Below are 12,460 nucleotides of genomic sequence, written 5' to 3'. Positions count from 1 at the left end.
TTCCTTCATGGAGCGGACAGGAGGGCTTTGTGCTCGCGCCTGCCGCTCCTCTGGAGCAGCCGGCTCCACTATGCTCCGGACGATGTGCCGGACCACGGGGAACGTTCAACACTCCAGACCGGAGTGCCTGTAAACCAACAGGCGCCCCGTTTCTGGCCTATCGGCTGCGACCCACCCTACCCGTGGCGTCCGGCAGAATGTGAGACCGCATGCGCCCTAAGAAGACGATCCTCTGTGTCGACGACAACGAACAAGTACTCTCTGTCCGCACATTTCTACTTGAGACCCGTGGCTACCGCGTCATCTCTGTCAACAGCGCGCAACAAGCGCTCGATATCGTTCAACAGTCGGCTCCCGGCGCGCTCGATCTTCTTCTCTGTGACCTTCTTATGCCTCAGATGGACGGCAACGAGCTCGTCCGTCGCGCCAAGCAGCTTCACCCGAGCCTGCCCGCCATGATCGTCTCCGGCACCGTCAACGCCTTCGACCGCGCCTGCTCCGCCGACGTCTTTCTGCCCAAGGGTGCCTGCTCTGCCGCCGAGATGATCGAGCGCATCCGCGTTCTCGTAGCCCGCAAGCGCGGCCCCAAGAAGGCCTTCTCTGTAAATCCGCAACTCACGCAAGCCCCCGCGTACGCCCCGGCCATCGCCAGCTAAAGTTCTGCCGTTAGCTTTCATCTGAAAGCTAACGGCTTCTGCTACTGCCTCTCTCATCCACCCAGCACAAACTCACGTCATCTCGACCGAAGCGGCGCACGGTTTTATCGTGCGCTGCGTAGTGGAGAGACCCCTGTATTTTGCCGTTGCTCTTGTAGTTGTCTGTTCCTCAAGCCTCGACCAGCCCATATCGCCGCTGCCACTGCTGCTTCAGCCTTGCCCACACCGCCTCTGTCTCTTCGCGTGAAACCTTTGGATCGGGCTGTTCTGCAAACCGCGCCGCTTCTTTCTTAGCCAACTCCAGCAACACGCGGTCGCGCATGAGATTCGCTACACGAAACTCCGGCAGTCCAGCCTGCCGCGTACCGAAGAACTCGCCTGGCCCACGCTGCTGCAGATCAAGTTCGGCCAGCTCAAAGCCATTCTGTGTGCGCACCATCGCATCCAGCCTTGCCTCGGCCTGCTCGCTCACTCTGCCTCCCGTCATCAGGATGCAGTAGCTCTTCGCCGCGCCGCGTCCCACGCGCCCGCGCAACTGATGCATCTGCGCCAGGCCGAACCGCTCCGCATGTTCAATCACCATGACCGATGCATTCGGCACATCCACGCCAACTTCAATCACGGTCGTAGCGATCAACACATCGGTATCGCCGCGCTGAAACCGCCGCATGGCGACCTCTTTGTCGTCCGCGCTTAAACGTCCATGCAACAGCCCTAACCGCAGTCCAGCCAGAGCACCATTGCGTAACTCCTCATACATATCGTTGGCCGCGCGAAGAGCTTTCTTCGGCTCAAACAGCTTTTCCGTCGTCGCTGCCTTTACTTTTTTCTTTCCCTTTGAAGGCTTTTCATTCTGCACAGCTTCCGCGACTGGATCTTGCGCAAAATCCAATTCCGGCTGATCGTCCTTCGCCCCCTCGATCACTGGATAGACAATATAAGCCTGCCTCCCCGCCGCAACCTGCTTGCGTACAAACCCCCAGACATCCTCCGCCCGCTCCTCCGTCGTCCTCCGCGTAACAATCGGAGTACGCCCCGGCGGCAGCTCATCGATCACGCTGGCATCCAGATCGCCGTACAACGTCAGCGCCAGCGTCCGAGGAATCGGCGTAGCCGTCATCACCAATACATCGGGATCAAGCGCCGTGTCTTTCTTCATCAGCCGAAACCGCTGCTGCACACCGAAACGGTGCTGCTCATCGACGATCACGAGCCCAAGGTTCTCAAAGTCGACCTTGTCCTCAATCAGGGCATGGGTCCCAATCGCGAGGTCTGTCTCTCCGCGAAAGATCTTCCCCCGCGCCTCTCGCTTCGTCGCCTCATCGAGCGACCCCGTTAGCAGCGTCACGCGATAAGGCTTGCCCGTCCTCGGCGAAAGCACATTCCCCAGCAGCTTCCGCGCTGACAGATAATGCTGCGTAGCCAAAATCTCCGTCGGAGCCATCAGCGCAGTCTGATAGCCATTCTCAATCGCTACCAGCGCCGCCTGCATTGCGACAATCGTCTTGCCCGAACCGACATCGCCCTGCAACAGCCGCCGCATCGGCTGCGGCTTGCGCATGTCGCTGGCGATCTCTCCCAGCACCCGCTTTTGCGCAGCCGTCGGATGAAAAGGCAACACCTGCTTGATCGCCTCGCGGACCTTTACATTGGTCACAAACGCTGTACCTTCGCGCTCGCGCATTCTGCGTCGCTTCAGCTCCAGTCCCAGCTCCAGATAAAACAGCTCCTCGAAGATCAGGCGACGATGCCCCGGAGTCGCCGCCGACATCAACTCCACCATCGGCGTTCCCGCTTCAGGAAAGTGAATCGAACGCAGCGCCTCCATCCTTCCCGGCAGCTTCAACCGCTCGAGCAGCGCCGTCGGCAATGTCTCCGAAACCGCGCCCGTCTTCTCTTCCAGTTCCTCAAAGATTCCCCAAAGCACCCGCCGCAGCCACCGCGAGGTCAGCTTCGCGCCCCAAGCGGTCGTGCCGCCCAGAAACTCATACACCGGAACGATCCGCCCCATCTCCAGCCTTACAAACTCCGCCTCCGGCCCATCCTTTGTCGGCAGAATCTCAAACTGCGGCTGAATCATCTTGAACCGCCCCGCGCTCGACCGCGACGCCTCGACCCGTCCGTAGAGCGCCACCATCTGGCCAACACGAAACTTGTCCCGCAGATACTCTCCGTGAAACCACATGCACTTCACCGTGCTCAGGCCCTGGCCAACGGTCATCTCGAAGAGCGGCATGTTGCGCGTTCGCAGCAGCACGGTGCCACGCACCTCCCCAATCACGCTCGCCATCGCGCCCGCCGTCAGGCTGCCGATGGGCAGCGGATTCAGCCTGTCCTCGTAGCGAAAGGGCAGGTGATACAGCAGGTCCTCGACGGTATCCACCCCTCGTTTCGCCAGCGCATCGGCGACGCGCTCTCCCACGCGCTTCACATATTTAATTGGAGTCGAGAGTTCCAGCACAAACCGATGCTACCAATATCCGGCCTAAGCAGCTTTGACAGGCTCGACTGCAAGGCGCAGACCCATTGCCTTCAGAATAGCGGTCAGGCTACTCAACGCGGGATTTCCGTCCGCCGATAGCGTTCGATAGAGTTGCGTCGGGTTCAGGTGCGCCTTCTCCGCAACGCTCTGCACTCCGCCAAACGCTTTTGTCATCTGCCGCAACGCGATCAACAGCTCCCCCGGCTCACCATCCTCAAGAATGCTGTTCAATATCTCTACCGCATACTCCGGATGCTCCCGGTAATATTCTGCCATTGCGTCGTCATGACTTCTATCTCTCATTGGTCCGCTCCTTCCAGTCACGCCAATATTCCGCGGCATTTTGAATGTCAAGAGTCTGCGAACCCTTATCGCCGCCGCTGAGTAGCAAAACGATCTGGCCACCATCGATCCCGTAATAGACCCGGTATCCAGGCCCGACATCGATCCTTAACTCCCAAACTCCATCCATGCAAAATTTATGGTCCCCGAAGTTGCCGCTCTCAATCCGGCTGAGGCGGCGATCCACTGCGACTCTTGCCTTTCCGTCTCGCAGCCTGTCGTGCCACCCGGCATAGATATCCTTGCCACCACGGGTCACATAATGCCGAATTTCGTACACATTAATTATGTTCGTCTATAAACGAATTGCTGTCAACACTCCCTGCTAGACTGACATCAAGAGAACCCATGCCCATCGTCGAGCTCCAGAAAGTCCGCAAGGTCTACGACACGAAAGTCGCCGTAAACGACATCAGCTTCAACATCGAACCCGGCACCATGTTCGGTCTTCTCGGCCCCAACGGCTCCGGAAAAACCTCCAGCATCCGCATGATGATCGGCATCACCGTGCCCGATTCCGGCTCGATCAACCTCTTCGGACAGCCGTTTACGCGCAAGAACCTTCATCGTGTCGGCTACCTGCCCGAAGAGCGTGGCCTCTACAAGAAGATGAAGGTGATGGACCAGCTCATCTTTCTGGGGCAGCTTCACGGTCTCAACGCGGCCACTGCCAGCAAGCGCGCTCATGAGTGGTGCGACCGGCTTGGCATCTCCGGTTCCATCGGCAAAAAGACCGAAGAGTTGTCCAAGGGAATGCAGCAGAAGATCCAGTTCATCTCGACGCTGCTCCACGAACCCGAACTCATCATCATGGACGAGCCCTTCAGCGGCCTCGATCCCGTCAATGCGACGATCTTGCAGGACACACTCGTCGACCTCCGCAGCCAGGGCCGTACGATCCTGTTTTCGACGCATCGCATGGACCAGATCGAAAAGCTCTGTGACTCCATCTCGCTCATCCATAACGGCAACCTTGTTTTGTCTGGAACGATGCGCGAGATCAAGGCGCACTACCCGCGCAACCGGGTCGAGATGCTCTTCGAAGGAGACACCGGCTTCCTTCAGCATCCTTCCATCGAAGAAGCTAAGACCTACAGCGGCCGTGCCGAGATCAAGCTGCGCAGTGTCGACGGTATCGCTCCCGATGCGCAGCCGCTGCTTGCCGATGCCATCCAGCGCGGTACGCGCATCAACCGCTTCGAGGTGAAGGAACCTACGCTCGAAGAGATATTCATAGAAAAAGTTGGAGGCAAGGTCGATGCATAACGTCTGGCTGATCGCAAAGCGTGAGTATCTTGAACGCATCCGCACCAAGGCCTTTCTCTTCTTCACCATCATCTTTCCGCTGCTGATGGGCGGCGGCATCGTCGTCGAAGCCATCACCAGCGCTCATGCGAGATCGACTTCGCATATCGCCGTCGTCTCCCATGACCAGCAACTCGCCACCGATTTGCAAGCTGAACTGGAGAATGGCAAGGACAGCAAAATGACGGTCGACGTCATCTCGCCTCCGGCTAGCGATACGCGCGGCGTTCTTGATGGCGAGCTGGCAAATAAAAACCTCGACGGCTATCTCTGGATCACTCCAGCGACGCAGGAGAACGCACGGCCTTCGTTTTCCTACACGCCACGCTCGGCGGGTGATATCGCGACCAAGGAAGCTGTCAGCTCCGCGCTGCGTACGGTTCTGGTACGCGAGCGGCTGGCGCATCAGGGAATGGTAGCTTCAGACGTCAACTCGCTGATGCAGCCGGTTGAAGTGGATACGACGCAGGCCGGCAAGAATGCAGATACAACTTCTACTTTCATCGCCATCTATGTACTGTTTTTCCTGATGTACTTCGTCATCATGCTCTATGGCATGAACGTTGCGCGGTCGATTATTGAAGAGAAGACCTCGCGCGTCTTCGAGGTGCTGCTCGCCACCATCCGGCCAGAAGAGATGATGGCAGGCAAGATGCTTGGTGTGGGCTCCGTCGGGCTGACCCAGGTATTTATCTGGCTGATTGCTGCCATCCTGCTTACCAGCACTTCGCTGGTCTCCTCGATCGCGGGTGGCAATGTCCATGTCTCGCTCAGCGCTATGCAGATCATCTTCTTCGTCGTCTTTTTTGTGCTGGGCTTCATGCTCTATGCCAGCATCGCCGCCGCGCTTGGTGCGATGACCAACTCGGAGCAGGAGCTGCAGCAGCTCAACATGTTCCTGGTGATGCCGCTGGCCTGCTGTTTCTTTGCCATGGGCATCATCATCTCGAACCCGAACTCGGTTCTGTCGACGGTCCTTTCGCTCATTCCTTTTATGACTCCGCTGATCATGTATCTGCGCCTCTCGCTGACGGCGGTTCCGGTGTGGCAGATCGCGCTCTCGATTGGGCTGATGCTGGTCACCATCTACGGCATTCTCTGGGTCGCCAGCCGCATCTACCGCGTCGGCATCCTGATGTATGGCAAGAAGCCCACGCTGCCCGAGATCCTGCGCTGGCTCAAGTACAGCTAGGCAGTATCGACATAGAGATGGATTGAAAGCATCGGATCGATATAAAAGTTGTCATCCTGAGCGGAGCCTCGCGCAGTTTTATCGCGCGAGGCGGAGTCAAAGGACCTGCGGTTGTCTCCCGGCACGGAGGCCTTCTCGCCTGGTTCATTTATGGCTACTTCCTCTCAGGTGTAGCTTCTCTTATTTGTCATTCCCGAAGGGAATCTGCGTTTTGCTCGAATCATCAAAACTACATCTGGAGGAGAACACCTCTAAAGATAAAGACGACACCTCTGCAAAAAATAGTTCGATACTAAACTATTGAGTCATTCAATAGTTTGCCGGAGAGGGCTCTTCCCACGGCAAAGCTCACTTAAGGAACCTCTGATTAAGTCTTCGTTTTGAAAGGGCGTGGCTTCAGCCACGCCGCAAATCGCTCATCTGTCATGGGGCTTTAGCCCCCGAGCAATTGTTCAGGAACTTAATCAGACCTTCCTTAAGTCGATATGGCCCGGGTTTAGGATGGCAAACATGGATATTGATGCGATTCAAACCGCACTTTGTGATCAAAAACTAGATGGATGGCTCTTCTATGACCATCACTATCGTGACCCGTTAGCGTACCGGATTCTGGGTTTAGGCGAGGCGGCGCTGGTCTCGCGGCGATGGTTTTACCTGATCCCGGCGGAGGGTGAGCCGAAGAAGCTGGTTCATCGCATTGAAGCGGGACGGCTGGATGCGTTGCCGGGGACGAAGGCGGTGTACTCGTCGTGGCAGGAGCTGGAGGCGCAGCTAGAAGCGATGCTGGCCGGCCAGACGCGGATCGCCATGCAGTACTCGCCTCGAAACGCCATCATGTACATCTCGCTGGTGGATGCGGGAACGGTGGAGCTGATTCGGGGAATGGGCAAGGAGATTGTCAGCTCGGCCAATCTCGTCAGCCAGTTTGAGGCGGTGCTCTCCGAGCAGCAGATTGCCACCCATTTTGTAGCGCAGCAAAAAATTGACGCGATTCTGGACGCCGGGTGGAAGGAGATCGGCAGCCGGGTGCGCTCGGGCGGCACCGACGAATTCGCCATGGTGCAGTATTTTTGCGAGGCGATGGGGCGGGAGGGGCTGCTCTGGGACCATGGCCCGAATGTGAGCATCGGGGCCAACTCCGCCGATTCGCACTACGATCCGACTGCGGCGAGTTCGAAGCCGATTCGCCGCGGCGATTTTGTGCTGATCGATATATGGGCAAAGCTGGAGCGGGCGGGTGCCTGTTTTTACGACATCACATGGACCGGGGTGGTGGACCGGGAACCGACAGAGCGGGAGCAGATAGTGTTTGCGACGGTCCGCGATGCACGTGACGCCGCAATAACGAAGGTGCAGGAGGCGTTTGTCGCAGGCCGGGCCATTGCCGGATGGGAGGCGGACGATGCGGCGCGCGAGGTGATTCGGCGGGCTGGATTCGGGGAGGAGTTTACGCACCGGACGGGGCACAATATCGGCTCGGTACTGCATGGGAACGGCGCAAATCTGGACAATCTTGAGACGCACGACGAGCGGCTGATCCTGCCAAATACGTGCTTTTCAGTGGAGCCGGGGATCTATTTTCCCGGTGAGTTCGGCGTGCGCAGCGAGGTGGATATGATGGCGCGGGCAGGCAAAGCTGAGGTGACGGGCAGAATACAGACGGAACTGGTTCGGGTGTAACTGCTATGATGACAACTGAAATGGCGAACACTGTACAGGTCCCAGCGCGCGCCGCTGGCAGGTCTTCTTCGATGGCGCTTCTGGTGTTGATTGCCGGATGGCTGGTTCCGGGCGCAGGACACTTTCTGCTGGGCAAGTGGGTGCGGGGATTGCTGCTTTTTGTGACGCTGGTGCTGATGTTCAGCATCGGAGTGGCATTGCAGGGCAAGATCTACTCGCCGAATACGGGCGACCTGCTGGACATTCTGAACTTCGCGGGCGACCTGGGAACCGGCTTGCTATATGTCGTGGCGAAGATCTTCGATCTTGGCGCGACAGCCGTGGTCACGGTGTCGGCTGACTATGGCACGAAGTTCATGGTGGTGGCCGGGTTGCTGAACGTGATTGCGGCGGTCGATGCGCATTCGCTGGCGACCGGAAGGAAGGCTTCGTGACCATGACGCATTTTGACGCGGTGCTGCTGTTCTCGCTCTTCACCTCGATCGTCTTCGGGATTACGCAACGGGCCGAACCTCGGAGGATGATCCGGTTTGGCGCGTTCTGCTTCGGGCTGTTTGTGCTGGGGACAGTGGCTGCCAGTTGGTTGATGTGGCTGGTCAAACACTAGGGACGAGCATGGCGTAGTACAGCGATCGTGTCGGTCAGGAGCGAGATTTAAGCTTCTGCTCCAGCTCGGCGATGCGGTCGAGCAGCTTTTGCCTCTCCTGCGTCGCCTGATTGATGAGCTGAATGGCCAGCACAGCACCTGCGATGCCTCCTTTTTTCCCGCGGATGGGCGCGGCAGTGATCCTCATCCAGGCATGAGTGCCATCGTCGTACCGGTAGAGGACATCCTCAGATTCGGTTGTCTTGTCCGTGCGGATGGCGCGCTCCATGGGATATTCCTCGGGTCCGAAGGGGCGCCCATCGGTATGGAAGAGGTTTGATTTGCGATAGGTATCGATGTTCGCGCCGGTTGGAATGGGGCTCCGGAGGATCGCTTCCGCGCGCGGGTTGCACATGAGGATGCGGTTGCTGGGTGACTCCGAGATGATCAGCCCCATGGGGACGGCATTGAAGACCGCACGCAGAAGAGCTTCATTTTCGCGGAGTGCATGCTCGGCCTTTTTACGGTCGTCAATGTCTTCAAGGGTGCCGTACCAGCGGATAATGTCTCCGGCGGAGTCCCTTCGCGGGGCGGCGCGTGATCGCATCCAGCGCCAGATGCCGTCGCCGCGGCCGATGCGAAACTCGATATCGACGGGGCGGCCAGACCGACGGCATTCTGCCCATACGCGAAGGGTCGGGATGACATCGGCGGGGTGCAGCCCCTTGATCCAACCTTGATTGAGCGCCTGTTCCGGGGTCCATCCCGTGGAGCCTTCCCAGCGTGGGCCTGCTTCGATAATCATTCCCTGCGCATCGCTGGTCCAGGGAATCTGGGGATTGAGCTCCACGAAGTTGCGATAGTGTTCTTCGCTTTCACGAAGGGCCTTCTCCATAAGCTTGCGGCTGGTGATGTCGATGATGGCAGCCGAGATGCCGACGACCTCATTGGCTTCATCGCGAACCGGCAGATACGCGACGAGCAGGGTGCGATTGTGGCCTTCGGCGTCTTTTTGCTGAGTGGTAAATTCAAGGTCGGTGAAGGTCTCGCCCTGGAGAACGCGCCGAAGGTAGGACTCGATTTCAGGGAAGAGACCGGGAATGACATCCTGCACGGTTCGTCCGAGATGGTCGGCGAGGGGCACCCCGTTCATCTCCGCGAGCTGCCTGTTGATGCTGACATAACGCAGACTGCGATCGAGGAAGCAGAGGCCCACGGGAGCGCCTTCGTAGATGGTCTGCAGTTGCGCGAGGCGTTGCGCGGGCAGCGCCTCAAGGCTGGGCAGGGTATCGCCCTCGGACAGCTTTGCGGAGGTGCTGGGGGAAGGTGGCGAAGGGGACAAGGACTGCGAAGAGAGGAAGCTGGCGAGATCGTCCGGCGGAACAGGAGGACCGTAGAGCCATCCCTGCCCGATGTCGCAGCCCAGGCGCAGAAGCATCTCCGCCTGTTCTGTCGTCTCGACCCCCTCAGCAACCGTGGTGAGGCTAAGGCTATGGCCGAGGCCGATGATGGCCGCGACAATCTTTCTGCTCTCTTTTGTGTCCGACATCTCGCGGACAAAGCTGGCATCGATCTTCAACTCGTCGAAGGGCAGCGCCTGAAGATGGCGAAGACTGGAATAGCCGGTGCCGAAGTCGTCGAGCGCAAGGGATACGCCGAGGGCCTTCAGCTCCTGTGCGATGGTTTGTGCCTGATCGATGTTGCCGATGAGCGCGCTCTCCGTGATCTCAAGGATCAGACGCTCAAGCGAAAATCCTGCAAGTTTAGCCGCCGAGCTAATCTGCCCGGACAGGGAGCGGTCGCTAAACTGGAGTGGAGAGATGTTGAATGAGATGGAAAGCTTGTCAGGAAGAGTGGCCGCCACAGTAAAGACCCGGCGCAATAGATTTCGCGTCAGGATGCCGATAAGGCCGTTCTCTTCGGCGAGAGGAATGAATACGTCCGGCGATACGGGGCCTTGAACCGGATGCCGCCAGCGCGCGAGAGCTTCGAAGCCGGTGAGGACGCCGGTGCGCAGTTCTACGATAGGCTGGAAGTAAGGGACAATTTCGTCCGCGTCAAGGGCCTTGCGTAGGTCGGTTGGGTGGGCGGCAACCATAGCTGCGCTGAAGGATACTCTCTATAGATGAACTTGTATCGCATTTTCTTGAAGATGAGGCATCGATGAGTTTGATGAGATCGCAGGACGCACGAAGCTTTACGCCAGAGCCGGGAATGATGCGGCAGGTGTTGGCGCATAGCGAGGAGCTGATGCTGGTTCGGCATTATTTTGAGCAGGATTGGGTAGGAGAACGGCATAGCCATCTGCATCACCAACTGGTCTACGTCATCAGTGGTGCGTTGCGAGTAGAGGTAGGGGAAGAGGCATTCGACGTACTTGCGGGGGACAGCTTTACCGTTAACGGAGGCGTAGAACACCAGGCTTCCGCGCTGGAGGCCTCCGAGGTGCTGGATGTGTTTACACCGGTGCGCGAGGACTATAGGGCGTTGCTGAAGTAGGAGTCTTTTTTTTGTTGCCTATTTTGTTTGATGTTCGACGTAAATTTGTATCTTCCGATCATGGTTTTGAAGGGACGCGGCTTCAGCCGTGTCGTAAGTCAATCCTATGAAAATAGGCTTTAGCCTTTGAGGGAATCATTGGGGACTTAATCAGACCTTGCTAAGGACGGCCCTTTCCAGCGCCAGCCTACGAATTACTTTTTTATATAAAAAAATCATTTTATCCTTGACAATCGTTTCTGCTGATCGATAAAACCCTTATTGCAACAAGTGCGAACAATTTCAGGGAAGAGATTTTATTTCGCGACAGAACGGGAGTGTGGATGGAGCCTTTCAAAGTAAGCCGACGAAATATGCTGCTCGGTACGGGGGCATCGCTTGCCTCGATGGCGGTAAGTGGAGCGGCACAGGTGGCTGCGAAGCCCGTGGCAGGAGAAGGGGATGCTGCTCCACAGGCATCGACGCCCGACCAGATTCGACGCATGAAATGGTGGCATGCCGCGAAGTTCGGCATGTTCATCCACTTCGGCCTGTACAGCGTGCATGAGCGGCACGAATGGGCCATGGAGAATGAGGCGATTCCAATCGACGAGTATCAGGACCTGGCGCATCGATTCAATCCCAAACCGGGCTTTGCGCGCGAATGGGCGAAGCTGGCCAAGGCCGCAGGCATGAAGTATATGGTGATGACGACCAAGCACCATGAGGGCTTCTGCAACTTCGACACAAAACTTACGAACTACTGCGCGACCAAACAAGGGCCAAAGCGCGATCTGGTGCGGGAGTATGTGGAGGCTGCGAGGGCCGAAGGGATGCACGTCGGCTTCTATTACTCGCTGATGGATTGGCACCATCCCGACGGTGCGCGGTGCGCTACCGATGAGGCGGCGAGAAAGCGTTTCGTCGAGTACACGCATGGGCTGATTCGCGAGTTGCTGACGAACTACGGCAAGATCGATGTGCTGTGGTATGACGTTGCATGGCCTCTGGATGCAAAGGGGTGGGAGTCCGAGCGCATGAACACGATGATGTTCGAACTGCAACCGGACATCATCGTGAACAACCGGAACAAGCTGACGGGAGACTTTTCCACCCCGGAGCAGAAGATCGTCGCCGAGACCAATGGCCGCGCGTGGGAGAGCTGCATGACGCTCAACGATAGCTGGGGATATCAGCGCGCCGATGACGATTGGAAGTCGTCGAAGACGATTGTCCAAAACCTGATTAAATGCGCCAGCGGAGGCGGAAATTATCTGCTGAATATCGGGCCGAAGCCGGATGGATCGGTGCCGGAAGAGTCGGTTCAGGTCCTGAATGAGGTCGGAAAGTGGATGGACACGAACGGAGAAACTATCTACAAATCCGATATCTGCCAGCCGCACCGGTCATCGTATGCGAGCTTTACGCGAACAGGAAATACGCTGTTCATGCACGTCCATTTCTGGCCGGGCGAAGATGTTGCAATCTCGGGGCTGAAGACGAAGGTGAAGTCTGCGCACTTCCTGAAAAGCAAGAAGAACGTGAAGTTCACGCAGGACCCGTATCGCGTTCATCTGGTTGGTCTGCCAATGGAAGCGCCGGATTCACCGGTCACGACCCTTGTGCTCGAATGCGAGGCCGAGCCCACCCAGGATACAGACTTCGTGCGCAGGGAGAAGCCACGCGCCGGAGTCGGGATCTAGCTTTCACTGTAACCTCCAGGCCCTGCCGAAGCATCA

At 57.8% G+C, this 12,460-nt stretch carries 12 protein-coding genes; 8 read left to right on the top strand and 4 right to left on the bottom strand.

Annotation, left to right across the window (positions count from 1 at the left end):
* Positions 1 to 209: 209 nt before the first annotated feature.
* Positions 210 to 656 carry a response regulator gene (locus GSQ81_RS12395; RefSeq protein WP_158911041.1) on the top strand — a complete coding sequence of 149 codons (447 nt, stop codon included), beginning with the start codon at positions 210 to 212 and terminating at the stop codon, positions 654 to 656.
* A 169-nt stretch (positions 657 to 825) separates the two neighbouring features.
* On the opposite strand, the gene recG is transcribed toward GSQ81_RS12395, so the two are convergent.
* Genes recG through GSQ81_RS12380 form a run of 3 tightly spaced genes read right to left on the bottom strand, consistent with a single transcriptional unit; the run spans position 826 to position 3,760 of the window.
* Positions 826 to 3,117, bottom strand: a complete 2,292-nt coding sequence (gene recG / locus GSQ81_RS12390; RefSeq protein WP_158911040.1) for an ATP-dependent DNA helicase RecG — start codon at positions 3,115 to 3,117, stop codon at positions 826 to 828.
* 24 nt (positions 3,118 to 3,141) lie between these two features.
* On the bottom strand, positions 3,142 to 3,441 hold the full coding sequence (locus tag GSQ81_RS12385; protein WP_158911039.1) for an addiction module antidote protein: 300 nt from the start codon (positions 3,439 to 3,441) through the stop codon (positions 3,142 to 3,144).
* The gene (locus GSQ81_RS12380) at positions 3,431 to 3,760 is read right to left on the bottom strand and encodes a type II toxin-antitoxin system RelE/ParE family toxin (RefSeq protein ID WP_216846423.1); all 330 of its coding nucleotides are present in this window, start codon (positions 3,758 to 3,760) and stop codon (positions 3,431 to 3,433) included. Before GSQ81_RS12380 ends, GSQ81_RS12385 begins: the two co-directional genes overlap by 11 nt.
* Before the next feature lie 68 nt (positions 3,761 to 3,828).
* Between GSQ81_RS12380 and GSQ81_RS12375 the strand changes: the two genes are divergently transcribed.
* From GSQ81_RS12375 to GSQ81_RS12355, 5 genes are all read left to right on the top strand, one after another.
* Positions 3,829 to 4,746 carry an ABC transporter ATP-binding protein gene (locus GSQ81_RS12375; protein WP_158911038.1) on the top strand — a complete coding sequence of 306 codons (918 nt, stop codon included), beginning with the start codon at positions 3,829 to 3,831 and terminating at the stop codon, positions 4,744 to 4,746.
* Entirely contained in the window at positions 4,739 to 5,977 is a 1,239-nt protein-coding gene (locus GSQ81_RS12370; RefSeq protein ID WP_158911037.1) for an ABC transporter permease, read from the top strand. The genes GSQ81_RS12375 and GSQ81_RS12370 overlap by 8 nt, the downstream gene beginning before the upstream one ends.
* 510 nt (positions 5,978 to 6,487) lie before the next feature.
* Positions 6,488 to 7,657 (top strand): Xaa-Pro peptidase family protein, encoded by a 1,170-nt coding sequence (locus tag GSQ81_RS12365; RefSeq protein ID WP_158911036.1) that lies wholly within the window; start codon positions 6,488 to 6,490, stop codon positions 7,655 to 7,657.
* 5 nt (positions 7,658 to 7,662) lie between these two features.
* Positions 7,663 to 8,091: a DUF6677 family protein gene (locus GSQ81_RS12360; protein ID WP_254060153.1), complete on the top strand. Its 429-nt coding sequence runs from the start codon at positions 7,663 to 7,665 to the stop codon at positions 8,089 to 8,091.
* Positions 8,088 to 8,264 (top strand): hypothetical protein, encoded by a 177-nt coding sequence (locus GSQ81_RS12355; RefSeq protein ID WP_158911035.1) that lies wholly within the window; start codon positions 8,088 to 8,090, stop codon positions 8,262 to 8,264. Before GSQ81_RS12360 ends, GSQ81_RS12355 begins: the two co-directional genes overlap by 4 nt.
* A gap of 34 nt (positions 8,265 to 8,298) precedes the next feature.
* On the opposite strand, the gene GSQ81_RS12350 is transcribed toward GSQ81_RS12355, so the two are convergent.
* The gene (locus GSQ81_RS12350; RefSeq protein ID WP_158911034.1) at positions 8,299 to 10,341 is read right to left on the bottom strand and encodes an EAL domain-containing protein; all 2,043 of its coding nucleotides are present in this window, start codon (positions 10,339 to 10,341) and stop codon (positions 8,299 to 8,301) included.
* A 65-nt stretch (positions 10,342 to 10,406) separates the two neighbouring features.
* On the opposite strand from GSQ81_RS12350, the gene GSQ81_RS12345 reads away from it, so the two are divergent.
* Entirely contained in the window at positions 10,407 to 10,742 is a 336-nt protein-coding gene (locus GSQ81_RS12345) for a cupin domain-containing protein (RefSeq protein ID WP_158911033.1), read from the top strand.
* 323 nt (positions 10,743 to 11,065) lie between these two features.
* Entirely contained in the window at positions 11,066 to 12,424 is a 1,359-nt protein-coding gene (locus GSQ81_RS12340; protein ID WP_254060152.1) for an alpha-L-fucosidase, read from the top strand.
* Positions 12,425 to 12,460: the final 36 nt, after the last annotated feature.

Source organism: Granulicella sp. L56 (assembly GCF_009765835.1).
Classification (GTDB): Bacteria; Acidobacteriota; Terriglobia; order Terriglobales; family Acidobacteriaceae; genus Edaphobacter.
Note: the sequence above shows the minus strand (reverse complement) of the source record. Positions and strands in the feature narration are given on the sequence as shown.